The sequence below is a fragment of the Pseudolabrys sp. FHR47 genome, assembly GCF_005153485.1.
Classification (GTDB): Bacteria; Pseudomonadota; Alphaproteobacteria; order Rhizobiales; family Xanthobacteraceae; genus Pseudolabrys.
Window position 1 is genome coordinate 1,347,402 of the sequence record NZ_CP039740.1, and the last position, 26,382, is coordinate 1,373,783.

Here is a 26,382-nt window from a genome sequence, read left to right on the forward strand (position 1 = left end):
GTCAGGCGAACATCCGGTCGATATCGCTCTGGGTGGCGTGGCCGGCATCGCCGGATAGTTTGGGACCGTTGAGAAGGTTGCTGCTCTTCGTCGGCGCATCCTGCGGCTCGGCGGCGGCATGGACACTGTCGCATCGCGCAAGGATGACCTCGAGCTGGCTTTCCACCGAGGCCAGCATACCAATCACCTTGCCAATGTGCTGGCCGGCGATGTCCTGGAAATTGCAGGCTTCGTAGATTTTGACGATCTGCTCCTGAATGTCCTGGGCGAGGCCGCGCTTGAAGTCGTCCGTGAGGCTGGCGGCGAGGGTGCGGGCGCTGTCGTCGGCGGCTTCGGCGGTGCCGAGAATGGTGTCGGTGGCACCGCGCATCGCCGCGACCGCCGCGCTCAGTTCGTCACCGGCACGGACCAGACGGCGTTCCTTCTCATCGCCGATCAGCGCGGAAAGCTCTCGTTTGTTGCGCGCGATCGAGTCCTGGATGACGGCAAGTTCGGCCTTGAGCCCGATCAGCGTTTCGACATTGTCGCTCGCCGACGATGTTGTCGCATGAGACGACGGATTGCGCATGGCAAGGCCGGCGCCCGGCTGCCGCCGCGGCGCGAGCATCGCCTCGATCCTGAACGCCTTGCGTTGCACTTTTTTCGCCCCGTCTGCCGTGTTCAGGTCTACCGCATGGTGAATTAACGCCGCGTTGCAACGCGACAATAAGATCAAACCGGAGCGGAGTTCAGAAACCAGCGGTTAACCAAGGCCGTCCGCATTTTACTCAAAATAAACGCTGGCGCGACGAAGTCCGCTCGCGACCGCGCGGCGCATGGTCCGATTTACCAATCAATGCTTGATTGGGAGTGTGAGCGGACGACGCTTGTCTTGTTGTGTGAGTTGCGTGATGCGTCAGCGTTCAATCATCTTCGTCGTGGCAGTGCTGGTCTGTGCCGGACCGGCGCATGCGCAATACTACGCGCAGCCGCAGCAGTATTATTACGCGCCGCCGGCGCAGGGCCGCGCCGCGCCGCGTGCGCAGATGCAGGCCGCGACGCCGCCGATGGTGGTGGTGGCGCAGCCGCAGCGCATGGAGCGCGATCTCGGCGGCGGCTTCATCGAGGCGATCTTCGGTGGCGGTGGCGGCAGCGACCGCATGCGCGGCTACGCACCATTGCCGCATGAGCAGCAGCGATATCAGCAGCAATACGCGGCGCCGCCGCAGGGTTATTACGGCCCACCGGGGCCGGCTCAGCAGGTCTACGCCAGCACCGGGCCGATCGTCGGTGAGCCGCTGCCGCCGCGCGACTATCCGATCAATCCGATCTACGAGAAGCAGGAAGTCGTCTACACCGGCAGCGAAGAGCCGGGCACGATCGTCATCGATACGCCGAACAAGTTTCTCTATCTGGTGCAGCCGGGCGGCCGCGCGCTGCGCTACGGCATCGGCGTCGGCCGGCCGGGCTTCACCTGGGCCGGTACGCATCTCGTTTCGGCGAAGAAGGAATGGCCGGACTGGACGCCGCCGAAGGAAATGCTGGAGCGTCAGCCCTATCTGCCGCGCCACATGGAGGGCGGGCCGAACAATCCGTTAGGCGCACGCGCGCTTTATCTGGGCTCGACATTGTATCGCATCCACGGCTCGAACGAACCGTGGACCATCGGGCAGAACGTGTCGTCGGGCTGCATCCGCATGCGCAACGCCGACGTCGAGGACCTTTATGAGCGCGTCAAGGTCGGCGCCAAGGTCAAGGTGATGTGAGCTGCGTTTTTCCGTTCGACGCGTTTTCTTAACGCGAACCGGCATCCACTTCGCTTGAAAACGCTTTCAAACGTCACCGTCGAAATCGCCGCCCATGTCATCGCCGAAATCTCCATTGTCGGCGGTGTCGTATTGATCGGCGTCGTCGAACAAGCCGGCACGCCGGTCGCTGCCGACATCGTTGACTCCGGCCTCGCGCGATAGGTCGCTGCCGGCGGCATTGTCGTTACCGCCCCACGGGCTGCCTGAGCCGTGATCGCGCGGCACGTCGGCCATCGTACTGGCGCTGGCGCTGCCGCTGTGATGGCCGCCGAACAGGCCGCCCAGCGCGTTGAACAGCAGCGAGCCGCCGATGACGCCGGCGGCGGTTGCCGCCGCAGTGCCGAGGAAGGACGGGCCGCCGGCTTGGCCTTGCGGCTGCGCGTTGAACGGCGAGGTCGGCTGCTGCACTTGCGACAAAGCGCCACCGGTGTTCCAACGTGAATCCGGGGTGCCGGCGCGCACGCTTGGCACTGAGCCGCGGCCGCTCATCGCGTTGCGCATGGAATCGAGGAAGCCTCCGCCGGCGGGCGCCTCGCCTTCACCGCTCAGTTCGCGGATGCGCGCTTCGGCCTGCTTCAAAGCCTCGTCCTGCACCAGCACGGTTTGCACCAGCGCGTACACGGCGTGCGGCGCGCGTTGCGACGCTTCGGCGATGGCGCGCTCGGCTCCGGCATCGCGCGGCGTCGCCTCGACCTTGGCGAGCTTGTCGAACAGGTCGTCGATCAACTGGCGTTCCTGCGGCGTCATGGACATCCTCCCAAAGCGTGCAAGCTCCCAAAACCTGCCACACGCCACCAGAATCTAGGAAGCGCTGCCGCCAGTACCAGAGGGCTGCGCCTGCGTGGCACTCGCCAGTTCGACATGATGCGCGGCGAGCACGGCCGGGAAAGCATCCGAATTGAAAAAGGCGAATTCGTGCTCGCGCAAGGTCGTCAGGCTGTCGAGCGAGCGTAGCTCGGCATCGACGAAGCCCGGATGACACATGATCAGGCCACCATCGGGCAGGCCCTTGAGGAAGCGCGGGAATATCTTGCGGAAATCGGCCTTCGGTTTGAACGAATAGGCCCCGGCGAAGGCCGGGTTGGTGGCAACGCCGAGGCGACCGGCTTTGGTGCGGAAACCGAGATTGAGGATGTCGATCACCAGCGCCTTGGGCTCGTGCAGCGGGCGGGCGTTGCGCGGCCGGCCGCACTGGCGCACCCAGGCGCCAGGTACGGCTTCGGCGGTTACTTTCAGGAACGCATCGCGCACCTGCGGCAGCAACTGCACATGCTGGTGGCCGTCCAGATAATCGGGCAGGCGGCCGAACAAGCCGACAAAGGCCTCGACCTGGGTCGCGATCTCGATGGTCAGCATCTCGACATTGAGCCGCCGCATCATGGCGAGCCGCATGAGTTCGGTTTGCGGCAGGAACGCACCGTCGCGCAGCGGCGCAAAGCCGGCGCTCAGCGGCCTGAACGGCGCGGTGAGCGTAACGTGGAGACCGATTGCCGCCTGTCCGTCGACGTTGGCGTCAACCAGTGCGTCGGCATCGGCGCGGTCGAGATGCGTTGCCGCCGTCATTACCGAGGTGGCGTTGAGCCGCCGCCGTGCGATCAACTGGCGGATGGCGTCATTGACGCCGGGCGCCATGCCGTAATCGTCGGCGCACAGCCAGATGCGGCGGGTCCTCACAGGCACGTCTACTCCGCATCCGCGGTAGCGGGGCGTGGCACGTTTTCCCTGGTCTCTTTCAGGCTGTGTTCGGCAACGACATAGACCGGCCGGCCTTTGACCTCGGAGAGCAGCTTGCCGATGTATTCGCCGAGCACGCCGATCATTAGCAGTTGTACGGCGCCGATGAACATGATGCTGACCACCAGCGACGGATAGCCTGGCACGTCCTTGCCGAACAACAAGGTCTCGAGCAGGATCCAGAGGCCGAATAATAGCGCGGATGCCGCGAGCAAAACGCCAAGCAGGCTGGCGACGCGCAGCGGCGCAACCGAGAACGACGTCAGTCCTTCGATCGAAAGCCCGATCAGCGACCAGACGTTCCAGCTCGTCACGCCGTGCTCGCGCTCGGCCGGCTCGTAATCGACGCGCACCTGACGGAAGCCGATCCAGGTCGACAGGCCCTTGAAGAAGCGATTGCGCTCGGGAAGCTGGCGCAGCGCGTCGGCCGCGCGCGGTGACAAGAGGCGGAAGTCGCCGGCGTCTTCCGGAATTTTCAGGCGCGCGCGCCAATTGAGCAGCCAGTAAAATCCGGCGACGCCCTGACGGCGCAGGAACGGCTCGTTCTCGCGATGCGCCTTGGCGGTATAGACGACGTCGTAACCGTCATCGAGCCAGCGCGACACCAAGGTGCCGATCAGGCTCGGCGGATGCTGGCCATCGCCATCCATGAACAGCACGGCGCCGTGCCGGCAATGGTCGAGGCCGGCGAGGAGGGCGGCTTCCTTGCCGAAATTGCGCGACAGCGCGATCGCCTGGACGTCGAGCGACAGAGCGGACAGTGCCAGCGCCACGCGGAAGGAATCGTCACGGCTGCCGTCGTCGACATAGACCACCTCGACGGCGAGTCCGTATTTGCTGGTCAGCGAGCGCGCGACTTCGGCAATCCGCTCGTGCAGGGCCGGCAGGCCCTTGGCCTCGTTGTAGACCGGGACGACGATCGACAGGCCCGCCGGCGCGCTGTGCGCGAGGGCCTTGTCGGTCCGACTGGCAGGTTTCCGGGGTTTTGCCGGCGATTTAGGCACGTAATCCTCCGTTTAGGCGCCGATCTATAGCGCATGGCCGCGGCCTTGTCGCCATGCCGGTCGGCCCCTGCGCATCCGGGGAACCTCCTTTTCGGACAAGACCTTGGCGAACGGGGATGATATGGAAACCGACATGATCGAAACGCTGCAAAATCTCGTCAATCGGCTCAAGGTGGCCTGGGCCGAACGGGCCATTGCGCTCAAGGCGCTCAGCTTTGCCATGATCGGCGTGGTCAACACGGCGATCGACTTTTCCATTTTCTGGACCGCGAACCAACTGCTCGGCTGGCGGCTGGTGCCGGCCAACGTCATCGCCTGGGTCACGGCGGTGTCGTTCTCCTACGCGATGAATTCGTTCATCACCTTCGGCCCCGAGTCCGGCCGGGTGCTGCGCTGGCGCGATTATGCGACCTTCGTCGCTTCCGGCATTGCTGGCATGGTCGCCTCAACAACTACGTTGGTGCTGCTCTCCTATGTGATGCCGGTACTGGCCGCAAAGCTCATCTCGATTCTGGTCAGCTTCGTGGTCAATTTTTCGCTGTCGCACTTCGTGGTGTTCCGGAAGCGCGAAAAACCGAGCGAGAATCCGACGGCGTAGAACGCAGCTTTCCGCCAGGCCGCGGCGGTCTGGACGCAAAATTCTGCTAGATTTTCGGCAACGACACCGTCGTCGCAATTTGCGCAGAAAGGACGTCGTCATGACCGCGCCACGCCCGTCCAAGAGGCAGATCGGCAATCATCTGCTCAAGCCCGAGACCCTGATGCTCGGCTATGGCTACGATCCCATGCTGTCGGAGGGGGCGGTGAAGCCGCCGGTGTTCCTGACCTCGACCTTCGTGTTCGGTTCGGCGGAGGAGGGGCGCGATTTCTTCGACTATGTGTCGGGGCGCAAGACGCCGCCGGCCGGCACCGGCGCTGGGCTCGTCTATTCGCGCTTCAATCATCCCAACAGTGAGATCGTCGAGGATCGTCTCGCCGTCTATGAAGGCGCGGAATCCGCCATCCTGTTCTCGTCGGGCATGTCGGCGATCTCGACCTCGCTGATGGCCTATACGCGGCCCGGCGATGTCATCGTGCATTCGCAGCCGCTCTATGGCGGCACCGAGACGCTGCTCACCAAAACCTTCGCGCAGTTCGGCATCAAGGCGGTGCCGTTCGACGACGGCGTCAGCGAAGCCGCCATTCGCGCGGCGTTGACGCAGGCGCAGAAGCTCGGCCGCGTCGCCGTGGTGCTGATCGAGACGCCGTCCAACCCCACCAATACGCTGGTCGATGTCGCGCTGGTGCGCCGTCTCGCCGACGAGGTTGGCGCGGCGCAAGGCCACCGGCCGATCGTCGCCTGTGACAACACATTGCTCGGTCCGGTGTTTCAGCGCCCGCTGGATTTCGGCGCTGATCTCTCGCTCTATTCGCTGACCAAATATGTCGGCGGCCATTCCGACCTGATCGCGGGCGCTGCGCTCGGAAGCCAAGCGGTGATCGGCCCGGTGAAGGCGCTGCGCAGCGCTATCGGCACGCAGCTCGATCCGCATTCGTGCTGGATGCTCGGCCGCTCGCTGGAAACACTGTCGCTGCGCATGGAGAAGGCCAACGCCAATGCGAAAGTCGTTGCCGAATTCCTGCGCGATCATCCGCGTGTCGCCAAGGTTCATTATCTGCCGCTCCTCGGCGACGGCGCCGCGCGCGACACCTATGAGCGGCAGTGCACCGGCGCGGGTTCGACCTTCTCATTCGATATCAAAGGCGGGCAGGCGGAAGCCTTCGCCTTCCTCAATGCGCTGCAGGTGTTCAAGTTGGCCGTCAGTCTCGGCGGCACCGAGTCGCTCGCCAGCCATCCGGCGGCCATGACGCATTCCGGTGTGCCGGCCGATGTTCGCGCCCGGATCGGCGTGCTCGACACCACGATCCGCCTGTCGGTCGGCATTGAGCACCCGGACGATCTGATCGCCGATATCGCGCAGGCGCTGGCGCAGGGCTGAGCGGTTCGCGATAGCCTGCCCTTGTGTGTTGGGTGCCCGATGCTAAGCTTCCCCCAAATTCCGGTTCACGGAACAAAATGGGGGGAACCATGGCACGGCCTATCACGACGCTCGCGGCATTGTTCGCGGCCTGTGTATTCAGCGCGGCAACGGCGCAGGCCCAGGATTGCCCGCGCGGCGATCTCGACAAGATGTATTGCGACAGCAATGGCGACATGGTGGCGGATACGCCGGCCGATCCAAAGCAGCGCGTGAACCCGTCCGTCCTGGTTTTCGCCTACACGCCGGTCGAAGATCCCGCCGTTTACGGCAAGGTCTGGGATGGCTTCATCAAGCACATGGAGAAGCTGACCGGAAAGAAGGTCGTGTTCTTCCCCGTGCAGTCCAACGCCGCGGAGATCGAGGCGATGCGCTCGGGCCGGCTGCACGTCGCGGGGTTCAACACCGGCTCGAATCCGATCGCGGTCAATTGCGCGGGCTTCGTGCCGCTCGCCATCATGGGTGGCAAGAACGGCGAGTTCGGCTACGAGATGGAGATCATCGTTCCCGCCGACAGCGCGATCAAGTCGCCGGCCGATCTCAAAGGCAAGAAGATTGCTTTCACCGAGCCGACCTCCAATTCCGGCTTCAAGGCGCCATCGGCGATCCTGAAAGCCGATTTCAATCTGGAGAAGGACCGCGACTACACCGCCGTGTTCTCCGGCAAGCATGACAACTCGGTGATTGGCGTCGCCAACAAGGATTATGAAGCGGCCGCGATCGCCAACGAGGTGATGTTCCGCATGTTCGCCCGCAACGTGGTCGACAAGGCGAAAATCCGGACGATTTACAAATCCGATACCTTCCCGACGACCGGCTACGGCGTCGCGCATAATCTCGATCCGGCACTGACCGAGAAGATCAAGGAGGCCTTCTTCACCTTCCCGTGGGAAGGCTCGGCGCTCAAGGCCGAGTTCAAGGGGCAGGACCGGTTCGTGCCGATCACCTACAAGAAGGACTGGAACGTCATTCGCAAGATCGATGCGGCGAATGGCGTGAAGTATTCCTGCAAGTAGCCTGGCCCAGGCCATGCTGCGTATCCGCGGGCTGACGAAGCGCTACCGCACCGGCGATCTCGCGCTCGACCGCGTCGATCTCGACGTGGCGCAAGGCGAGGTCGTGGCGCTGATCGGGCCTTCGGGCGCCGGCAAGTCGACGCTGATCCGCTGCATCAACCGGCTCGTCGAACCGACTGCCGGCACCATCGCGCTCAACGGCGTCGAGATCACCACCCTGGGCACGAGCGCGCTGCGGCGCGCCCGGCGCAAGCTCGGGATGATCTTCCAAGAATATGCTTTGGTCGAGCGGCTGTCGGTGATGGAGAACGTGCTGAGCGGCCGGCTCGGTTATGTCGGCTTCTGGCGCAGCTATATGCGGAAATTTCCGCAAGCCGACATCGACGAAGCCTTCCGGCTCTTGGCGCGGGTCGGTCTCGATCACATGGTCGACAAGCGCGCCGATGCGCTGTCCGGCGGCCAGCGCCAGCGCGTCGGCATTTGTCGCGCGCTGATCCAGAACCCCGACCTGCTGCTGGTCGATGAGCCGACCGCCTCGCTCGATCCGAAGACATCGCGGCAGATCATGCGGCTGATCACCGAACTGTGCCGCGAGCGCAATTTGTCGGCCATCGTCAATATTCACGACGTCCAGCTTGCGCAGATGTTCGCCACGCGCATCGTCGGCCTGCGGCAAGGCACGATCGTGTATGACGGCCCGCCCGACGGCCTGACGCCGGACGTATTGACCCGCATCTACGGCGAAGAGGACTGGTCGGCGACGACGAAGCGGTCGCCGGACGCGGACGATGAAGAGGAAGCGCCGGAGGCGTTCGGTGGGCTGGAGCCGGCACCGCTCGACCGCGATCGCATGGCGGGGCTGAGGTGAGATGAGCATCGCCAGTTCAGCGCCTGCCGTTAAGCGGGTCTGGCGCAAGCCGCCGCTGATCAAGAGCGCGGCATTGCGCTGGGGCATTGGCGTCGCCGCGGCGCTCTACCTCGCCGCAGCCCTCGGCACCACCGAGATCAACTGGGCGCGCGTCTGGGAAGGGCTGCCACGCGGCGCACGCTTCTTCGCCTCGTTCTTTCCGCCGGATTTCACCACCCGCTCGTCCGAGATATTCGACGGCATTCTGGAAAGCATCTGGATGACTCTGGTCGCCACGGCGATCGGCATCGTGCTATCGATTCCCATCGGGCTTGGCGCGGCCAAGAACATTGCGCCGGCGCCGGTCTATTATGTCTGCCGCGGCTTTCTTGCTGTCTCGCGCAGCTTCCAGGAGATCATCCTCGCGATCTTCTTCGTCAAACTGTTCGGCTTCGGTCCGTTCGCCGGAGTCGTGACGCTCGCCTTCGCCACCATCGGCTTCTACGGCAAGCTGCTCGCCGAGGACATTGAGGACATGGACCCCAGCCAGGCGGAAGCCGTGCGCGCAACCGGCGCGAGCTGGCTGCAATGGGTCAATTTCGGCATTCAGCCGCAGGTGTTGCCGCGTATGCTGGGCCTTGCCCTCTACCGCGTCGACATCAATTTCCGCGAGTCGGCGGTGGTCGGCATTGTCGGCGCCGGCGGCATCGGCGCCACGCTCGACACCGCCTTCAACCGCTACGAATTCGATTCAGCCGCCGCCATCCTGCTGGTCATCATCGGCATCGTGATGCTGATGGAGTACCTCTCCGGCTACGTCCGGCGCTGGGTGCAGTGATGGCGGTCTCGGTCCGGCAAGGTACGAAAATCTGGCAGCGCCGCGAGCGCGCCGTGCAGTTTTCGATCTGGGCCGCGTGGTTCGTCGCTGCCGTCGTCCTCGTCGTAAGCTGGAGCTTCATCAGCGAGAAGACGATCTGGCCCTTCGTGCTCGACGCGCCGCAACAGGCCGCCGATCTCGGCGTCCGCATGGTGCCGCCCGACTGGGGATTTATCGGCGCGCTGTGGCGGCCGATGTGGGACACGATCAACATGGCGACGCTCGGCACGCTGATGGGCATCGCGATCGCTGTGCCGGTTGCATACTGCGCGGCGCGCAACACCACGCCGAGCGTCGCTGTGCTGCGGCCGCTCGCGCTGTTCGTGATCGTGTCGTCGCGCTCGATCAATTCTCTGATCTGGGCGCTGATGCTGGTCACGATCATCGGCCCCGGCGTGTTCGCCGGCATCTTGGCGATCGGGTTTCGCTCGATCGGCTTCTGCGCGAAGCTGTTGTACGAGGCGATCGAGGAGATCGATGAGTCCCAGGTCGAGGCGGTGCGCGCGACAGGGGCGAGTTCGGCGCAGGTGACGTCTTACGGAGTCGTGCCGCAGGTCATGCCGGCCTTCGCCGGCATTTCCGTGTTCCGCTGGGACATCAACATCCGCGAATCGACGGTGCTTGGGCTGGTCGGGGCGGGCGGCATCGGCCTGCCGCTGAACTCGGCGATCACGACATTGGCCTGGACCAAGGTGTCGCTGATCCTGCTGGTGATCATCGCCAGCGTCGTTCTCAGCGAATGGATCTCGGCCAAGGTGCGCCAGGCGATTATCTGACGCGGCGAGCTGCTACAAAGCCGCTTCCAGCTTGGCGTACAGCGGGTTCTCTTTCGAAAACACGTAATCGAGGTCGGCCACCGCGACCGCTTCGGCGCCGCGTTCGCGCAGGAAGGCCGTCAGCGCATAGACCTCGCCCGGCGGGCAGTGCAGCGTCAGCATGCCCGAGGAGCCACGTCCGGAGGGGGGCAAAGGCAGAAATCTGGGGACGACTCCCGCCATACCAGCCGACGGTCAGACCGACTTAGTCAGAGGGTGACCTTCGATCGAACGACGCGAATAGTAGGGTAGCCGTGCTTTTTGAGGAAAAGTCGGGCTTTCACTTCGGCGTCTTTGGGGGCGAGCGGCCCGATCAGAATTTCCTTGATGTTGCCGCGCTCTTTAAGAGGTAAATCCGCCTCGACATAATGCTTGATGCGGTCGCCGATTTTTAATTGCTTACGGATGTCGTCGAATTTGCCCGGCAGGTTCATGATGACATAGCGAACCTCGCGCTCGTTTGCGTACTTGATATCCTTCGCGGTCAGGCAATTCCAGACAAGTTGCGAAGCGATAAATTCCGTCTCTATGGCGTGGATGAATTGCAGTAAAACTTCCTTGTCTCTTGGCATCTTGATGTGCGCCTTGCCGTAGCGGCTGACGACTTCGGCGGCCTTTTCAATCCCGCACCTGTGCCGCGCACGCGTGGCAGGTTCACCATAGATCACGCGACCGACATGCAGGTTCTCGCTCGCCTTATCGCTCAGTGTGTCTTTGTCGGGTTGAAACAGCGGCGGTGCGAAGCCGATAGCGAAACCGCGTCCTGCGTCTCCGTATTCCAACCATTGTTGATGATCGTCGCGGTGCTTGCTGAGGCTGAACAAGTAGAATTCGAAGGTATCGACCAACGAATTCGCTTCGAGCATGTCGTCTAGACCGCAGCAAATAGAGCGTTGGAAAGGATTTTTCGACCAGCCGACCGACCTCATCTCCTCGCGAGCAATCTGGAGCGAATATTCGAACTCGGTTTCGTCCCGCTGATGCAAATGGCGAAAGCACCAAATCTGTTGCTTCTTCAAAATGCTACGGAACGGGACACCACTCGTATAATGATAGAGCGCATCGACGGGCGTGGTCGCATTCTGCTCTTTGAGCAATTGCTTTTGTGACCAATTGACGAACCCAGACACTGCGGCGCGGGCTTTGCGCGGCAAATGGTCGTATCGCGTATTGTAGGGGTCGGTCATCAGGTTTGGAGCCAATGCTCCATTGAGCAACGGGCTGAGCGATCGGGTCAAGGCCTAAAATGAATGGTCCGGCAGGTCCGCTAAGGGTCGGCGCTGATCTAAAAGACCCTGCTCGATCACGTCGGCTAAGGGTCACTAAGTGACATGGCAGTCGGCTGTGCGCAACCGCCCTACAACGCCGCTTCCAGCTTCGCGAACAGCGGGTTCTCCTTCGAGAACACGTAATCGAGGTCGGCCACCGCGACGGCTTCCGCGCCGCGCTCGCGCAGGAACGCGGTGAGGGCGTAGACCTCGCCCGGCGGGCAATGCAGCGTCAGCATGCCGGACGAGGTCGGCCCGCCGAACGGCGTTGCCACGCCGAATTTCGTTTTGGCGTCTTCGACCAGTTTGGCGTCGCAGGCGGCAAAGCGCGAGCGCACCTCGCGATAGGCGCGGGCGCGCGCCTGCGCGGCGATGCGGTCGAGGATGACGCGCGCGGTCTCGCGCGTGCCGTTCTCCCAGTTCGCGGTGCGCGCGGCGACGAGATTGGCCTGCGAACGCAGCATGACGCCGTCGTCGACGATCTTCAGCGCATTGGCGGCGAGCGTCGTGCCGGTGGTGGTGATGTCGACGATGAGTTCGGCGGTGCCGGCGGCCGGTGCGCCTTCGGTCGCGCCCGCGCTCTCGACGATGCGATAGTCGATGATGCCATGCGCCGAGAAGAACTCGCGCGTCAGGTTGATGTATTTGGTCGCGACCCGCATCTTGCGGCCGTGATGCTGACGGAAGCCGGTGGCGACGTCGTCGATGTCGGCCATGGTGCGCACGTCGATCCAGGCCTGCGGCACTGCGACCACGACATTGGCGAAACCGAAGCCGAGCGGCTCGATGAGCACGACCTTGTCGTCGGCATCGGCGATCTGCTCGCGGATCAGATCCTCGCCGGTCACGCCCATGTGGACGGCGCCGGCGGCGAGCTGTGCCGTGATCTCGCTCGCCGAGAGATAGGCGACCTCGACGCCGTCGAGCCCGGCGACGGCGCCGCGATAGTCGCGGGCGCCGCGCGGCTTGACGAGTTGCAGGCCGGAGCGCGCGAAGAAGGCTTCGGCGTTTTCCTGCAGGCGGCCCTTGGCGGGCACGGCGAGAACCAGCGGCGCGCTCATGCAGCGCCTCCATAGACGGCGAGGCGTTCGATCCACACTGCAAAGCCAATCGCCGGGATCGGTTCGGCGGCGCCGAGTCGTGTCAGCAGGCCGTCATAGCGCCCGCCCGAGACCAGCGGATCGCCGGTGCGCGAGGGGTCGGTGAGCTCGAAGACGAAGCCAGTGTAGTAGTCGAAGCCGCGGCCGAAGGCGGTCGAGAAATGCACGCGCTTCAAGTCGATGTCGCGCGCGGCGAGGAAGCCGTTGCGGCTCTCCAAAAGGTCGAGAGCGGGCGCGAGTTCAGTCGCGAGATTGGCGTCGGCCGCGAGCGCGCGCAGTTCCGCGGCGGCCTCGTCCGGGTCGCCGGCGATGGCGAGGAAGCGCTCGATCAGCCCGCGGATGTCGCGCGGCAGTTTGGTCGAGGCGCCCAGCGCCGATTGCTCGAGGAAGCGATCGGCGATCTCAGCGACCGAGCGGCCGCCGACGGCGGAGATGCCGGCGATGGAGAGGAGGTCGGTGACCAGCGCGTGCGCGCCTTTCGGATCGGAGCCGGCGAGCGCGGCGAGCACGCCCTGATATTCCGGGCGGCCGTTCGTGCCGCCCAGCGCCAGACGATCGAGGTCCTGGGCGAGGTTGGCCTTGCGGTTGAAGTCCTTGACCAGGCGCCGCTTCCACGCCGGAGCGAGGTCGAGCGCGGCGACCAGCGCCGCGAACAGCGCGACGTCGCCCGTCTTCATGTCGGGGGCAGGCAAGCCGTAGCTCGCGGTGGTCTCGAGCCCCAGAGCGAGCATCTCCGCATCGGAGGCCGCCGTGTCGGTACGGCCGAAACTCTCGACGCCGCCTTGCTGGAATTCGGCGTTGCCTTCGGCGCGGTGGCGGAAGACGGGTCCGAGGTAGCAGTAGCTCGCCGGCTTGCCCGCGAGCGGCGAGGCGAGATAGTCGCGCGACACCGGAATGGTGAGGTCCGGCCGCAGGCACAATTCCGCGCCGCCGGGCGCCGTGGTGAGGAACATGCGGCGGCGAATATCCTCGCCGGACAGGTCGAGGAAGGGCTCGGCCGGCTGCAGGATCGGCGGCGACACGCGCGCATAGCCGGCGCGCTCATAGGAGGCGAGCAGCGCTTCCGCGCGCGCATCCAAAATGCCCAAAAGTGCCGCCGATTGTGCAGCCGTCCCGTCCATTATCGTCCATTACCCCGGTTCTGTGCGGCGCTTTAGCACGTCAGGTTTAAGGTTTCGACGACGAATGCCTGACAAGGTGACCGCAAATCGGGCTTAAATCACTGGCGTCGTTAACGAATTTTGTCCTGCCCACGCCGAAGGCATTTTGTGCGGCGCGGCATGGGTGGTGCCGACAAGTATCTGACAAGTAAGGAAATTTCAACATTACAGCGGTTCACTGGTCGCAGGAGGCTCGCGCCCGATGACCGAGGCGGTGACCGAAGAAATGGTGGACGCCTTCTATGAGGCGTTCCTCAACGCGGATTGCGAACGGCTCGCCGGGATGATCCACGACGACGTGGTGTGGTCCACGAGGGGGCCGGTTGCCGTGCTGCGCTTTTGCGGCGAGCGCCGCGGCAAGGCCGCTATCCTCGAACTGAGCCGGAAAACGCTTCCTGAGGTCTTCAGCCGCATCCATCTCAAGCGGGAGTCGCTAGTCATCGACGGCGACCGCGCCGCGGTGCTGAACTTGCAGACGGCACAGCGCCGCAAGGATGGACGCACCACCACTTACCGCTATGCGCACTTTTTCCGTTTCAAGGACGGCAAGATCATCGAAACCACGGCGATCATCGACAGTTTCAACGCCGCGGAACAGATGCTGGGCCAGGTTCTGCAAGTCCCGGAACGCGAGCCTGCCGAAGCCGGAATGATGGTGGTTCTATGACAGTGGCCGTCGAGCGCCCGTCCGATCCGGTCGTCGACCGTTCTTATGTCGAGGCCTATTTCGACGCCTTCGCGGCACGCGACACCAAGGCTTTCGCCGCCTTCCTGCATGATGACGTCTGCTGGACGATCAGCGGGCCGATCGACCTCATTCCGTATTGCGGCGTCTATCGTGGCAAGGCGGCCGTCCTCGACGTCATGGAGCGCCGGGCGCGCAACGTCCTCAGCGTCGTCCGGATCAGCCGCGAGAATTTCCTGGTGCAGGGCAACCGCGGCGCGGCGCTGACGCGGCTGACCGCCTGTCTTGCCAACGATGGCCGCACGGTGAGCTACCGGGTCGCCAATTTTTTCCGATTCGAAGACGGCAAGCTCATCGAGAACATGTCGCTGATGGACAGTTTCGATGCCGCCGAGCAAATGCTCGGCCATGCCATCGACGTCGGCGACGCGCCGCCGCTGGCCGACGACAATATCTTCGTCCTTTAGGCCTGCGATCCGGCCGACGCTCCGCCGCAACGGAAGGGAGTGTGACAGGCATCACGCCATGGCCTGCATGGATGCTTTAGTTCTCTGGCACGCGCTGTTTCTTTGCGCGAACGGAGACCGAGCCATGCGCCGACTTTTTGTTGCAGCCGCCACCTGTCTTGCTGTCAGTTCTGCCGCCGGTCCGTCCCTCGCGCTGGACATGCCGCAGCGCAAGGCCGGGCTCTGGGAACTCAAGATGGAGTTCGTCGGTGGCAACATACCGGGCCAGACCATGAAGCAATGCGTGGATGCGGCGACCGACAAGTTGATGAACCAGGCCTATGGCGGCGCCTCGGGCGAGGCGTGCTCGAAGCAGGACGTCTCGAAGTCCGGCAACACCATGACCATCGATTCCGTCTGCAAATTCGGTCCGGCGACGATGACGTCGCACGCCGTGGTCACGGGCAGTTTCGACAGCGCTTACACGGTTGACGTTCAGTCGAGCCGCGCCGGCGGCCCGCCGATGCCGGGCGGCGCCGATACCCATATGCGGATTTCCGCAACATGGCTCGGTGCTTGCGCCGCGGGGCAAAAACCCGGCGACATTGTCATGCCCAACGGAATGACAATGAATGTGCTCGATATGCCGCGTCCCGGCATGCCGCGCCGCTGAAGCCCTCAGTCATCGAACGGGGCTTCGGCCTCGCTGGTGCTTTCGGCGGTAGCGGCATGAGCGGTTTCGCGGGCCGCGACATCGTCAGCGGCCGCGCCGGGACAAACCGGCGGGCTTTTGACGGCGCGCGGCGCCGGTGCCGAACCGGCCTGCCGCTGCATGCGCATGGGAGTTGGGAAAGCCCAACGGTCGTCCACTGCCGTCCCCGTCATGGTTGTTATCGGATTTGGCGCCATAATGCGCCAGAACCGATTTCGTTCCGAGGACGTTAGTGTTTTTGGGTTTATGGCCGGTAACCGGTTTATGACGCGGCGATGAAATCGCACAACGCGATGCCGGTCACGCCTTGTTGTGTCGCGCCAGCACCTTGCGCACTTCGGCAACAAGGTCAGCTTCGCTGACCGGATACTGCGCTTCGGCCTGCTTCTTCAGGTAATCCTCGCGGTCGCCGGCATTCTCGGCGGCGAGTTCGGCGCCAAGGATCAGGTCCTTGATGACGATTTCGCCGCGCGCCTTCTCGTCCGAGCCCTGGATGATGGCGCAGGGCGACGAGCGCTTGTCGGCATATTTCAACTGCTGGCCGACATTGTTCTTCGGATTGCCAAGATAGAGTTCGGCGCGGATGCCGGCATTGCGCAATTCGCTGACCATGCGCTGATAGGCCGCGACATTGTCGCGGTCCATGATAGTGACGACGACCGGGCCGGGTTCCGGCTTCGACGACAATGTGCCGAGCGCGGTGAGCGCCGCCTGCAAGCGCGACACGCCGATGGAGAAGCCGGTCGCCGGAACGGGCTGGCCCATGAAGCGCGACACGAGGCCGTCATAGCGCCCGCCGCCGCCGACCGAGCCGAAGCGTACCGGACGGCCTTTCTCGTCTTTCACCTCGAAGGTGAGTTCAACTTCGTAGACGGGACCGGTGTAATATTCGAGCCCGCGGACGACGGAGGGATCGATGCGAACGCGGCCGTCATCGTAGCCCGCCGCGGCAATAAGGTCGGCAATGGCGCGCAGTTCTGCGACGCCATCGACGCCGGCATTGGAGCCGGACACCAGAGCCTCCTGGCGGTCGAGCATTTCGGAAACGTTGTAGGTGCTGACGCGCAGGAAGCCGAGCACGGCATCGCAAGCCGTTTCACCGAGCCCGGCGCCTTTGGTGAAGTCGCCGCTCTCGTCCTTGCGGCCGGGACCGAGCAATTCTCGCACGGCGTCGAAACCGAGACGGTCGAGCTTGTCGATCGCGCGCAACACGGTCAGGCGGCGTCCGGCATTGGCATCGCCGCCGAGCTCGATCGCTTCGAGGATGCCGTCGAGCACCTTGCGGTTGGAAACCTTCACCACATAGTCGCCGCGCTTGATGCCGAGCGCTTCCATGGTGTCGGCGGCGAGCATGCACATCTCGGCATCCGCGGCCATCGATGGCGAACCGACTGTGTCGGCGTCGAACTGCATGAACTGGCGGAAGCGCCCCGGGCCGGGCTTCTCGTTGCGATAGACGTAACCGTGGCGGTAGCTGCGATAGGGCAGCGCGAGGTGCTGGTAGTTCTCGGCGACATAGCGCGCGAGCGGCGCGGTCAGGTCATAGCGCAGCGAGATCCACTGCTCGTCGTCGTCCTGAAACGAGAACACGCCTTCGTTCGGCCGATCCTGGTCGGGCAGGAATTTGCCCAGCGCGTCGGTGTACTCGAAGGTCGGCGTTTCCACCGGGTCGAAGCCGTATCGTTCGAAAGTCCGGCGGATGGTCTCGACCATCGCCCGCGTCGCGGCGATTTCGGCGGGGCCGCGGTCGGCCAGGCCCCGCGGCATGCGGGCCTTCAGTTTCTGCGGTTTCTTGCCAGATTTTGTGTCGGCCATAGGTGCAAAATAAGCTGAAAGTTATAGGTGATCGCGTCCTAGCAGCCGTTTCCTGCTTTGTCATTATCGGCGAAAGCGGATATTCCATGGGCTTAACCGATCATCCGCCGCGCCCGCGGCAGGAAAGCGAGTGTCCCATGGCCCTGGCCCCCAAAACCGCATCGACCTCCGTCCCCAACGACCTTGCGCCGTTCTGGATGCCCTTCACGTCCAACCGCTCCTTCAAGGCGCGGCCCCGCATGATCGCCAGCGCCAAGGATATGCACTACTTCACGCCCGAGGGCCGAAAGATCATCGACGCCTCGGCCGGCTTGTGGTGCACCAATGCCGGCCATAACCGCGACCAGATCGTCGCCGCGATCCAGAAGCAGGCGGCCGAACTCGATTTCTCGCCGACCTTCCAGTTCGGCCATCCCAAGGCCTTCGAACTCGCTTCGCGCATCGCCGCGCTGGCGCCGGGCGATCTCGACCATGTGTTCTTCTGCAATTCGGGTTCGGAAGCCGACGACACCGCGATGAAGATCGCGCTCGCCTATCACCGTGCCCGGGGCGAGGCCTCGCGGGTACGCTTCATCGGCCGCGAGCGCGGCTATCACGGCGTCGGCTTCGGCGGCACCTCGATCGGCGGCATGGTCGCCAACCGCAAGCAGTTCGGCACGCTGCTCGCAGGCGTCGATCACTTGTCTTCGACCTACAACAGAGCCGAGCAGGCGTTCTCGATCGGCGAGCCGGACTGGGGCGAGCATCTCGCCGATGAACTCGACCGTCTGGTGGCGCTGCACGATGCCTCGACCATCGCCGCCGTGTTCGTCGAGCCGGTGTCCGGTTCGACCGCGGTGCTGCCGCCGCCGAAGGGCTATCTCAAGCGCCTGCGTCAGATCTGCGACAAGCACGGCATCCTGCTAGTGTTTGACGAAGTCATCACCGGTTACGGCCGTCTCGGCCACGCCTTCGCCGCTGAGCGTTACGGCGTGGTGCCGGACATGATTGCCTTCGCCAAGGGTATCACCTCGGGCTCGGTGCCCATGGGCGGCGTCATCGCGCGCAAGGGCATCCATGACGCCTTCATGACCGGGCCGGACCATGTCATCGAGCTGTTCCACGGCTACACCTATTCGGCGCATCCTCTGGCCTGCGCCGCCGGCCTCGCCACGCTCGATCTTTATCGCGATGAAAAGTTGTTCGAACGCGCCAAGAAGCTGGAGCCGGTCTGGGCCGATGCGGTGATGAGCCTCAAGGGCCTGCCGGGCGTGCTCGACATCCGCGTCGTCGGCCTGATGGCGGGCATCGATCTCGCTTCGAAGCCCGACGCTGTCGGCAAGCGCGGTTATGAGGCGCTGGAAAACGGCTTCCACGAGCACGGCATCATGTTCCGCACCGCGGGCGACGCCATCGCGATGTCGCCGCCGCTCATTGTGACGGAAGACCAGATCGACGAGATCATCTCCAAGGTCGCGGCCGTCATCAAGCAGGGGGCGTAAGCTTGTAGCCCGCATGAAGCGAAGCGGAATGCGGGGACGCCGTTCCCGGATTTCGCTGCGCTCATCCGGGCTACGAAGCCTCACTTCATCGCAAACGACGGCTTCGGCAGCAGGATCGCCCAGCCGATCTCGACGCGGCCCGGCCCACGGCGATAGGGCAGCGTGAAAGACGGCTGCACGGCGGCGTCGGGCGCGACGGTGCGGTACATCGGCGGCACGACGGTGGTGTCGGCATCGGTCCAGACGATGACGGCGCCGCGGGCACGCAGGTCGTTGAGGTCGATCCACGGCGCGCGCTCCGGCTTGCCGTCGATCAGGACGCGCGGCCGGCTCCTCGCGTAGTGCCCGATATTGCCGCCATCCCACATCGAGCCGATGACGTAGACCGGCGCCTGACCGGTGATGGCGCGGGTGCGCGCCGTGATCTCGCGCGCCAGCGCTTCGCCGGGGAAGAACACCGCGCGATAGCGGTGGTCGAAGCGCGGCAGGATTTCGTAATTGACGATAAAGGCGCCGGCCAGCGCGGCAAAGACGATGGTCCAGGTGATGACGATGCGCGCCAGGCGTTCGTCCGCGATCATGCGCCGCGCATACAGCACCAGCCACAGGCCGAGGAACAGCCACAGCGGATAGCCCCACATCGCAATGGCGCCGCGGCCGCTGATGACGCCGAGCAGCAGCACGGTGGCGATCGGGCCGAAGGCGAGCCAGGCGACGATGCGGCGGTCGAAATCGTCAGCCGGCGTGGCCAGCGGTGTTTCGCCGTCCGTCTTGCGCGGCCAGAACAAGGGCAGCGCGATAATCAGCGCCGGGATCATGAAGCCGAGTTGGCCGACGGCGAATTTGAGTGGATGCCAGAGGTGGTCGTACCAGCCGCGCGGCAGCACCGCGCGGTGCTCCGCATAGGCGAAGGGCAGGAAGTCGTTTTTGACGAGCCAGATGAGATGCGGCGTAGCGATGACGAGCGCGACAATGGCGGCCGCATAGGGACCCGGCGTCATCAGCGCCTTGCGCGCGTCCTTGTCGATCAGCGCGAAGGCGACCATCGGCGCCACGAGCACGACGACGAAGTATTTCGCCCAGAGCGACAGACCGACGGCGAGACCGAGCAGCAGCCAGTAGGTGAGGCGGCCGTGGCGCAGGCCGCGATGCAGGGCGTAGCCGGCCAACGCCCAGAACGGCAGTTGGATCACGTCATGGTTGAATTTGGCGGCGGTGTAATTGAGATAGTGCAGACCGTCGACGATCAGTACCGCGGCGAGCGCGCCGGCGGTCCCCACGACAGGCCGGGCGGCGGCGTAGACGAAGGCCAGCGCCGTGACGACCGCGATCTGGGCGAGGAGGTAATAGGCGAAGTCATGACCGGCCATGCGCCAGGCGATCTCGACCAGCCACCACGGTAACGGAGGGAGCTTGTCATAACCGAGTTGCCATTCGCGGCCATAGGTCAGGGCTTCGATCAGGTCGAGCGGCAGGTTCGGGTAGAGAAGGGTCGGCAGTGCTGTCCACACCAGCACGTGCAGGGCCAGGACCGCCACCAGCGCGCGGCGAGGTGCCGTTTCGATGGCGGCCGACAGTGAGGCGAGGCGGGATGCCGTCATGGGGAGGCGGAGTTCCGATGCGAGGCTTGCAAGGCGCCGGGCAGGAATGGCGAAGTGGCGGTAGAATAGCAAGAATTCCCGGTTGCGCGGGCGCGCCTACTCAGGGAGATTGGTGCCGACGGGCGCGAATCAGTCACGGCCGCCCGAGACCCGGGCTCGAAAGGCTCCCAGGACCCGATTTGATGCTTCGTCTCAGCGCCATTTTCATTTCGATCTGCATGGTGCTCATCGCCGGCTCGCTCGGCGCGCTCTTGTATTTCGGCCTCAAGGTCGACCCGCGTACCGCGACGATCGTCGCGCTGGCCGCGCTCGTGGCGATGGCGATCTACAACATGGTGGACAACCGCCTGCGCGACCGCGCCGTGCTCGGCGACCAGATCGCCGATCTGTCGCGCGGCACCGCCGACCTGTCGCGGCAGATGGCCGAGATGTCGCGGCGCATTGCCGCGGTGGAAAGCCGCGTCGAACAGACCGTGAGCCGCGCCCGCGGCGCCGTCGATCCGATCGCGGCGGAGATCGGCGAACTCGGCGGTCTCATGCGCCAACTGGCCGAGACCGTCGCCGCGCATGAGACCATGTTGGGCGCTCCGACCGGAATGCCGCAGCCGGCGGCATCTTCGCCTTCGTCTTATTACCCCGCCGAAGAAGCCGCTCCGAGCCGGCCGGAGCCGGAGCCCGAACAGGCGCCGCTGGCGCTGAGCGAGACCGACGCGGTGAGCGGCGCCTCGCGCTTCAAAGGCATGAGCCGCGAGCAGATCAGCGCCATGATCGCGCAGGCGGCCGACGCCAACCGCATCGATCTTTATCTGCAGCCGGTCGTGACCCTGCCGCAGCGCAAGGTGCGCTTCTACGAGGCGCTGTCGCGGCTGCGCACCGAAGACGGCGAGATCGTGCCGGCTGTCGATTTCGTCGACATCGCGGAAAGCGCCGGGCTGATGCCGAAGATCGACAACATGCTGGTGTTCCGCTGCGTGCAGGTGGTGCGCCGGCTGCAGCTCAAAAGCCGCGACGTCGGTCTGTTCTGCAACGTCAATGCGACGACGTTGACCGACGGTTTCTATTTCAAGCAGTTCCTCGAGTTCATGGAGGCGAACAAGGCGCTGGCCGGCTCGCTGACCTTCGAATTCACGCAAGCCGCCTATCGCTCGTTCGGGCCGATCGAATTCGAAAGCCTCGCGGCGCTGGCCGATAGCGGCTTCCGCTTCTCGATGGATCACGTCACTGATTTGCGCATCGAGCCGAAGGAACTGGCCGATCGCTCCTTCCGTTTCGTCAAGGTGCCGGCCAGCCTGCTGCTCAACCGCGTGGCCGCGGCGCAGAGCGACATCCACGCCGAGGACCTCGCTGATCTGTTGGCGCGCAACGGAATCGACCTGATCGGTGAGCGCATCGAGAGCGAGAGCACGGTGGTCGATCTGCTCGATTACGACGTGCGCTTCGGCCAGGGCTTCCTGTTCTCCCCGCCGCGTCCGGTACGCGCCGAGGCGCTGCAGGGCGCCGCGCCGCCGCCGGCCTCACCGGCCGGTCCCGCCGCCACCAGGACGCTGAGCGAATATCTCGCCGCCAGCGCGTCGTCAGGCTGAACGGTCAAGTAACGTGCCCCATGTAATCCCGCATTTCTCGGCGCTGGCGTCGTCCTATGACGTGTTTCTCTGCGACGTCTGGGGCGTCGTGCACAATGGCGAGGTGTCGTTTCCCGATGCCTGCGACGCGCTGATGCGCGCGCGCGCCCAAGGCAAGGTGGTGGTGTTCATCACCAATGCGCCGCGGCCGGGCGTTTCCGTCATCAGGCAGATCGACAAGCTGCATGTGCCGCGCGAGGCCTATGACGGCATCGTGTCGTCGGGCGACGTCACGCGCGACGTCATCGTGCACCGCAAGGGCCAGAGCATCTGCCACATCGGTCCGGAGCGCGACCTGCCGATCTTCAAGGACCTGCCGGTCACGTTCGCGCCGCTGGAAACCGCCGACTACGTCGTCTGTTCGGGGCTCTATGACGACGAGACCGAAAAGCCGGAGGACTATCGCGCCCGGCTCGACATCGCGCTCAAGCGCAAACTGTTCATGGTGTGCGGCAATCCCGATCTCGTGGTCGAGCGCGGCTCGCAGCTTGTCTACTGCGCCGGCTCGATTGCCGATCTCTATGCGACCATGGGCGGCGAGGTGCTCTATGCCGGCAAGCCGTACCGGCCGATCTATGACCTGGCGCTGGCCAAGGCGGAAGCGGCCCTCGGCCGCAAGGTGGATATGAAGCGCGTGATCGGTATCGGCGACTCGGTACGCACCGATCTGAAAGGCGCGCGGGCCTTCGGCATCGATATGCTGTTCGTCGCCGCCGGCATTCACGCCGAGGAATTCGGCGGCCGCGATACACCCAAGGCCGATGCGATGAAGACGGTGTTCGCCGCCGCGGGCGATGAGCCGACCGCGGTGATGAAGCATCTGGTGTGGTAGCTCTTCCTTCACCTCTCCCATAGGGAGAGGTCGACATGCGAAGCATGTCGGGTGAGGGGTTACAAACTCTCGAGAGTCACTTACCCCCTCACCCCAACCCTCTCCCCCAAGGGGAGAGGGAGCACTCAGAGTGCGTGGCGGCGTAGTGATTACGTAATCGGCGCGGGATTGAACAGCGCCAGCGAATTGTACAGGCCCCACTTGTCGGTGCAGGTTTTCGTCCGCCCGCTCGCGACGTCGAGAATGAGGCGGAACAGCTCCCAGCCGACCTCTTCAATCGTGGCTTCGCCGGTGGCAATGGTGCCGGCATTGAGATCGATGAGGTCCGACCAGCGCGCGGCAAGTTCATTGCGCGTTGCCACCTTGATCACCGGCACCGAGGACAGGCCGTAGGGTGTGCCGCGGCCCGTCGTGAAGATGTGGACGTTCATGCCGGAAGCCAGTTGCAGCGTGCCGCAGACGAAATCGGAAGCCGGGGTGGCGGCGAAGATCAGGCCCTTGTCCTTGACGCGCTCGCCCGGCGCCAGCACGCCGCTGATGGCCGATGAGCCGGACTTCGCCGACGAGCCGAGTGCCTTCTCGACGATATTGGCGAGGCCGCCCTTCTTGTTGCCCGGTGTGGTGTTGGCCGAGCGGTCGACGCCGCCTTTGTCGAGGTAATCGTCGTACCAGACCATCTCGCGAATGAGATCGCGCGCCACCTGTTCGCTCGCCGCGCGCGGCGTGAGCAGATGGATGGCATCGCGCACTTCAGTCACTTCCGAGAACATTACGGTGGCGCCGGCGCGTACCAGCAGATCGGCGGCAAAGCCGAGCGCGGGGTTGGCGGTAACGCCGGAGAAGGCATCGCTGCCGCCGCACTGCATGCCGACCACCAGGTCGGAGGCGGGGCAGGTCTCGCGCCTGCGTTCGTTGAGAATCTTCAACCGCTCGTCGGCCATGCGCATGATCAGTTCGACCATGGCGCCGAACGAGGTCAGGCTCTCGTCCTGCAGCCGCATGATCTCGTGATCGGCGGTCTTGCCGTCCGGCAGCAGCCGTTCCGGCGCCAGCTTCTCGCAGCCGAGCCCGACCACCATGACCTCGCCGCCGTAGTTCGGATGCCGGGCGAGGTTCTGCAGCGTGCGGATCGGGATCTCCGACTTCGGGGCGTTGATGGCGACGCCGCAGCCATAGACATGGGTCACCGCGACCACGTCGTCGACGTTGGGATACTTCGGCAGCAGTTCGTCCTTGATGCGCTTGAGCGCGATCTCCAGCGTGCCGGCGACGCATTGGACGCTGGTCGAGATGGCGAGGATGTTCTTGGTGCCGACGGTGCCATCCTTGTTGCGGTAGCCCTCGAAGGTGAAGCCTTCGAGCGGCGGCAGCTTCGGCGGGGTGCGGGTGGCGAGTTCGAGACCCTCGAGGCTCGGCGGCTCGGGCATGCGCACGCGCGATTCCTCGACCCAACTGCCGGCGGCGATGTCGTCCACGGCGTAGCCGATGACTTCGCCGTAGCGGACGATCGGCTGGTCCTTGGGGATGTCGACCAGCGCGACCTTGTGGCCCTGCGGCACGTAGTCCTTCAGCGTCAGCCCGTCGGGAAACACCGAGCCGGCCGGCATTCCGAAGGCATTGGCGACGATGGCGACATTGTCGGCGCCGTTGAGCTTGATGTAGCGCGGGGTCTCAGTGGGCGGTTTGACCGGTATGGTCATCATACGTCTCCGGGCGAGGGACGTAATATAGCGCCGGCGCCAGAAGAGGGAAGGTGGCTCACCGGCCCTCATGGTGAGGAGCCTCGCGAAGCGAGGCGTCTCGAACCATGGGGCCGCCCCCTCCTTCGAGACGCGCACTTCGTGCGCTCCTCAGGATGAGGCGGATTTGATGACGGAAAAAAGGAGAGAAACTACGCCGCCGGGGCTTCGGTCGCCGGCGTGGCGAACACCGCTTCGATCTTGTCCTTCAGCGTCTGGGCGTTGAACGGCTTGACGATGTAGTTGGACACGCCGGCGCGCTTGGCGGCGATGATGTTCTCGGTCTTCGATTCCGCCGTGATCATGATGAAGGGCGTATCGGCGAGCGTTTCGTCGCCGCGCACCTGCTGCAGCAGGTCGTAGCCGGTCATCGGCTCCATGTTCCAGTCGGAGATTACGAGTCCATATTGGCGCTCGCGCATTTTGGCGAGCGCCGCCCGGCCGTCATTGGCTTCGTCGATTTCGACGAAGCCGAGCTGCTTGAGCAGATTGCGAATGATGCGGACCATCGTGGAGTAATCGTCCACGACGAGAACCGGCATCGAATGATCGACGGCCATAGCAGAACCCATCGCCCACCCAGGGCGTCCCAAGCCAATGAAGGCAATCTATCTTGTGCGCTTGAATAACCGGTTAATTTGAAAGATTGGTAACGATCCAATAACCCTAGGCGCCGTCAATAAAAGGCGGTTGCCTTGTTTGCACGCTGAGGCGTAAACACGGCCGCACCCCAACAGATTCCGACCGACAGAGCCCAGAATCTCCAATGAATGTAGAAGCTTCGTCCGGCCGGCCCTTTACCGTCGTCACCGATGGCGAACCGGGTGCGCTGCAGGGGGCGGTGGTAGCGATCGGCAATTTCGACGGCGTGCACCGCGGCCACCGCGAGGTGATCGGCGCCGCTTTGCAGCGCGCCGCCTCGCTCGGCCGCAAGGCGGCGGCGCTCACGTTCTCGCCGCATCCGCGCCGCTTCCTCCAGCCGGACACGCCGATGTTCTCGCTGTCAAGCGACCGTAACAAGCTGCGCCTCCTGGCGGCGACCGGGCTCGACGGCGCCATTGTGTTCCGCTTCGACGCCGCCTTCGCCTCGACCACGGCCGAGGATTTCGTCCAGCGTGTCCTGGTCGGGAAATTCGGCGTCGGCGGCGTCGCCATCGGCTACGACTTCCACTTCGGCAAGGGCCGCGCCGGCTCGCCGAACTACCTGTCCTTCGAGGGTACGCGGCTCGGCTTCCCGGTCGACGTCGTGCCTCCTCTGGAAGATGAGGGCCGGCCGGTGTCGTCCGGCGCGATCCGCGAGACGCTCGCCCAGGGCAAGGTGGTGGAAGCCGCCGAACTCTTGGGTGCGCCGTGGTTCATTTCGGGCGAGGTCATTCACGGCGAAAAGCGCGGCCGCGACCTCGGTTTTCCGACCGCCAATATCCGGCTCGATCCGTCTTGCGGGCTCAAGCATGGCATCTATGCGGTGCGCGTCGATATCGACAGCCAGCGCGTCGACGGGGTCGCCTCGTTCGGCACGCGGCCGATGTTCGATGATGGTGCGCCGCTGCTGGAGATTTTCCTGCTCGATTACGAGGGCAATCTCTACGGCAAGACGCTCGACGTCGCCTTCATCGGCTGGATCCGCCACGAGCAGAAGTTCTCGTCGATCGAGACGCTGAAGAAACACATGATGGCCGACGTGGCGCAGGCGCGCGAGGCGCTCAAGCGTTCCGGCAAGGCGTTTCCGATGTTGGGGAAAATATGATTGTCGTCCCCGCCAACGGGTCCGCGCGTAGCGCGGCCCGATGACAGGCTCCAGCGGGGACCCATACGCCGTGCCC

General features: G+C 64.4%; 26 protein-coding genes and 1 pseudogene. 14 read left to right on the forward strand and 13 right to left on the reverse strand.

What is annotated here, in order from left to right; translation table 11 throughout:
- Nucleotide 1: 1 nt before the first annotated feature.
- The gene (locus E8Q40_RS06710) at nt 2-637 is read right to left on the reverse strand and encodes a protein phosphatase CheZ (protein WP_137043645.1); all 636 of its coding nucleotides are present in this window, start codon (nt 635-637) and stop codon (nt 2-4) included.
- 253 nt (nt 638-890) lie between these two features.
- Here E8Q40_RS06710 and E8Q40_RS06715 point away from each other — a divergent pair, with 253 nt between their 5' ends.
- The gene (locus tag E8Q40_RS06715) at nt 891-1,745 is read left to right on the forward strand and encodes a L,D-transpeptidase (protein ID WP_137043646.1); all 855 of its coding nucleotides are present in this window, start codon (nt 891-893) and stop codon (nt 1,743-1,745) included.
- A 66-nt stretch (nt 1,746-1,811) separates the two neighbouring features.
- Here the strand turns inward: E8Q40_RS06715 and E8Q40_RS06720 are convergent, their stop codons facing one another.
- The 3 genes from E8Q40_RS06720 to E8Q40_RS06730 are packed head-to-tail and all read right to left on the reverse strand — an operon-like array spanning nt 1,812 to nt 4,525.
- On the reverse strand, nt 1,812-2,534 hold the full coding sequence (locus tag E8Q40_RS06720) for a DUF2076 domain-containing protein (protein WP_137043647.1): 723 nt from the start codon (nt 2,532-2,534) through the stop codon (nt 1,812-1,814).
- Nucleotides 2,535-2,588: 54 nt separating this feature from the next.
- Nucleotides 2,589-3,467: a ChbG/HpnK family deacetylase gene (locus E8Q40_RS06725; RefSeq protein WP_137043648.1), complete on the reverse strand. Its 879-nt coding sequence runs from the start codon at nt 3,465-3,467 to the stop codon at nt 2,589-2,591.
- Nucleotides 3,468-3,469: 2 nt separating this feature from the next.
- The gene (locus E8Q40_RS06730; protein ID WP_137043649.1) at nt 3,470-4,525 is read right to left on the reverse strand and encodes a glycosyltransferase family 2 protein; all 1,056 of its coding nucleotides are present in this window, start codon (nt 4,523-4,525) and stop codon (nt 3,470-3,472) included.
- A gap of 133 nt (nt 4,526-4,658) precedes the next feature.
- On the opposite strand from E8Q40_RS06730, the gene E8Q40_RS06735 reads away from it, so the two are divergent.
- The 6 genes from E8Q40_RS06735 (at nt 4,659) to phnE (E8Q40_RS06760) (ending at nt 10,059) form a co-directional block, all read left to right on the forward strand.
- Nucleotides 4,659-5,123 carry a GtrA family protein gene (locus E8Q40_RS06735; RefSeq protein WP_168197757.1) on the forward strand — a complete coding sequence of 155 codons (465 nt, stop codon included), beginning with the start codon at nt 4,659-4,661 and terminating at the stop codon, nt 5,121-5,123.
- Between the two features lie 100 nt (nt 5,124-5,223).
- Nucleotides 5,224-6,504 carry a cystathionine gamma-synthase family protein gene (locus E8Q40_RS06740; RefSeq protein ID WP_137043650.1) on the forward strand — a complete coding sequence of 427 codons (1,281 nt, stop codon included), beginning with the start codon at nt 5,224-5,226 and terminating at the stop codon, nt 6,502-6,504.
- An 89-nt stretch (nt 6,505-6,593) separates the two neighbouring features.
- Nucleotides 6,594-7,559, forward strand: a complete 966-nt coding sequence (gene phnD / locus E8Q40_RS06745) for a phosphate/phosphite/phosphonate ABC transporter substrate-binding protein (RefSeq protein WP_137043651.1) — start codon at nt 6,594-6,596, stop codon at nt 7,557-7,559.
- Nucleotides 7,560-7,572: 13 nt separating this feature from the next.
- The gene (phnC, locus tag E8Q40_RS06750) at nt 7,573-8,427 is read left to right on the forward strand and encodes a phosphonate ABC transporter ATP-binding protein (protein ID WP_137043652.1); all 855 of its coding nucleotides are present in this window, start codon (nt 7,573-7,575) and stop codon (nt 8,425-8,427) included.
- 1 nt (nt 8,428) lies between these two features.
- Entirely contained in the window at nt 8,429-9,244 is an 816-nt protein-coding gene (phnE, locus tag E8Q40_RS06755; protein WP_137043653.1) for a phosphonate ABC transporter, permease protein PhnE, read from the forward strand.
- Entirely contained in the window at nt 9,244-10,059 is an 816-nt protein-coding gene (gene phnE / locus E8Q40_RS06760) for a phosphonate ABC transporter, permease protein PhnE (RefSeq protein ID WP_137043654.1), read from the forward strand. The genes phnE (E8Q40_RS06755) and phnE (E8Q40_RS06760) overlap by 1 nt, the downstream gene beginning before the upstream one ends.
- A gap of 12 nt (nt 10,060-10,071) precedes the next feature.
- On the opposite strand, the pseudogene E8Q40_RS06765 reads toward phnE (E8Q40_RS06760), so the two are convergent.
- The 4 genes and pseudogenes from E8Q40_RS06765 to E8Q40_RS06780 all read right to left on the reverse strand — a co-directional run.
- A pseudogene (locus E8Q40_RS06765) lies at nt 10,072-10,248 on the reverse strand (ATP phosphoribosyltransferase); the annotation flags it as partial.
- Nucleotides 10,249-10,307: 59 nt separating this feature from the next.
- On the reverse strand, nt 10,308-11,285 hold the full coding sequence (locus E8Q40_RS06770; RefSeq protein WP_137043655.1) for a DUF2971 domain-containing protein: 978 nt from the start codon (nt 11,283-11,285) through the stop codon (nt 10,308-10,310).
- Nucleotides 11,286-11,455: 170 nt separating this feature from the next.
- Nucleotides 11,456-12,427, reverse strand: a complete 972-nt coding sequence (gene hisG, locus E8Q40_RS06775; RefSeq protein WP_137043656.1) for an ATP phosphoribosyltransferase — start codon at nt 12,425-12,427, stop codon at nt 11,456-11,458.
- The gene (locus tag E8Q40_RS06780) at nt 12,424-13,587 is read right to left on the reverse strand and encodes an ATP phosphoribosyltransferase regulatory subunit (RefSeq protein WP_137043657.1); all 1,164 of its coding nucleotides are present in this window, start codon (nt 13,585-13,587) and stop codon (nt 12,424-12,426) included. The genes hisG and E8Q40_RS06780 overlap by 4 nt, the downstream gene beginning before the upstream one ends.
- 241 nt (nt 13,588-13,828) lie before the next feature.
- On the opposite strand from E8Q40_RS06780, the gene E8Q40_RS06785 reads away from it, so the two are divergent.
- The 3 genes from E8Q40_RS06785 to E8Q40_RS06795 all read left to right on the forward strand — a co-directional run bounded on the left by E8Q40_RS06785 (nt 13,829) and on the right by E8Q40_RS06795 (nt 15,430).
- Nucleotides 13,829-14,293: a nuclear transport factor 2 family protein gene (locus tag E8Q40_RS06785; RefSeq protein WP_137043658.1), complete on the forward strand. Its 465-nt coding sequence runs from the start codon at nt 13,829-13,831 to the stop codon at nt 14,291-14,293.
- Nucleotides 14,290-14,778, forward strand: coding sequence for a nuclear transport factor 2 family protein (locus E8Q40_RS06790; RefSeq protein ID WP_137043659.1), 489 nt, complete (start codon nt 14,290-14,292; stop codon nt 14,776-14,778). Before E8Q40_RS06785 ends, E8Q40_RS06790 begins: the two co-directional genes overlap by 4 nt.
- Nucleotides 14,779-14,902: 124 nt before the next feature.
- Nucleotides 14,903-15,430, forward strand: a complete 528-nt coding sequence (locus E8Q40_RS06795) for a DUF3617 family protein (RefSeq protein WP_137043660.1) — start codon at nt 14,903-14,905, stop codon at nt 15,428-15,430.
- A 5-nt stretch (nt 15,431-15,435) separates the two neighbouring features.
- On the opposite strand, the gene E8Q40_RS06800 is transcribed toward E8Q40_RS06795, so the two are convergent.
- Nucleotides 15,436-15,627 (reverse strand): hypothetical protein, encoded by a 192-nt coding sequence (locus E8Q40_RS06800; RefSeq protein ID WP_137043661.1) that lies wholly within the window; start codon nt 15,625-15,627, stop codon nt 15,436-15,438.
- A 142-nt stretch (nt 15,628-15,769) separates the two neighbouring features.
- Nucleotides 15,770-17,284 (reverse strand): histidine--tRNA ligase, encoded by a 1,515-nt coding sequence (hisS, locus tag E8Q40_RS06805; RefSeq protein WP_137043662.1) that lies wholly within the window; start codon nt 17,282-17,284, stop codon nt 15,770-15,772.
- Between the two features lie 137 nt (nt 17,285-17,421).
- On the opposite strand from hisS, the gene E8Q40_RS06810 reads away from it, so the two are divergent.
- The gene (locus E8Q40_RS06810; RefSeq protein WP_137043663.1) at nt 17,422-18,765 is read left to right on the forward strand and encodes an aspartate aminotransferase family protein; all 1,344 of its coding nucleotides are present in this window, start codon (nt 17,422-17,424) and stop codon (nt 18,763-18,765) included.
- Nucleotides 18,766-18,845: 80 nt separating this feature from the next.
- Here the strand turns inward: E8Q40_RS06810 and E8Q40_RS06815 are convergent, their stop codons facing one another.
- A complete protein-coding gene (locus E8Q40_RS06815; protein ID WP_137043664.1) occupies nt 18,846-20,366 on the reverse strand; it encodes a glycosyltransferase family 39 protein in 1,521 nt (506 codons plus the stop codon).
- 182 nt (nt 20,367-20,548) lie between these two features.
- Here E8Q40_RS06815 and E8Q40_RS06820 point away from each other — a divergent pair, with 182 nt between their 5' ends.
- Both E8Q40_RS06820 and E8Q40_RS06825 read left to right on the forward strand, forming a co-directional pair.
- Entirely contained in the window at nt 20,549-21,949 is a 1,401-nt protein-coding gene (locus E8Q40_RS06820; RefSeq protein WP_168197758.1) for an EAL domain-containing protein, read from the forward strand.
- A 13-nt stretch (nt 21,950-21,962) separates the two neighbouring features.
- Nucleotides 21,963-22,820, forward strand: a complete 858-nt coding sequence (locus E8Q40_RS06825) for a TIGR01459 family HAD-type hydrolase (RefSeq protein WP_137043666.1) — start codon at nt 21,963-21,965, stop codon at nt 22,818-22,820.
- 149 nt (nt 22,821-22,969) lie between these two features.
- Here E8Q40_RS06825 and garD read toward each other — a convergent pair whose 3' ends face one another.
- Together garD and E8Q40_RS06835 are read right to left on the reverse strand one after the other, a co-directional pair.
- Complete coding sequence (garD, locus tag E8Q40_RS06830) at nt 22,970-24,523, reverse strand: galactarate dehydratase (RefSeq protein ID WP_137043667.1); 1,554 nt, start codon at nt 24,521-24,523, stop codon at nt 22,970-22,972.
- 188 nt (nt 24,524-24,711) lie between these two features.
- Nucleotides 24,712-25,119: a response regulator gene (locus tag E8Q40_RS06835; protein WP_137043668.1), complete on the reverse strand. Its 408-nt coding sequence runs from the start codon at nt 25,117-25,119 to the stop codon at nt 24,712-24,714.
- Between the two features lie 206 nt (nt 25,120-25,325).
- On the opposite strand from E8Q40_RS06835, the gene E8Q40_RS06840 reads away from it, so the two are divergent.
- A complete protein-coding gene (locus E8Q40_RS06840; protein WP_137043669.1) occupies nt 25,326-26,306 on the forward strand; it encodes a bifunctional riboflavin kinase/FAD synthetase in 981 nt (326 codons plus the stop codon).
- The last annotated feature ends 76 nt before the right edge of the window (nt 26,307-26,382 follow it).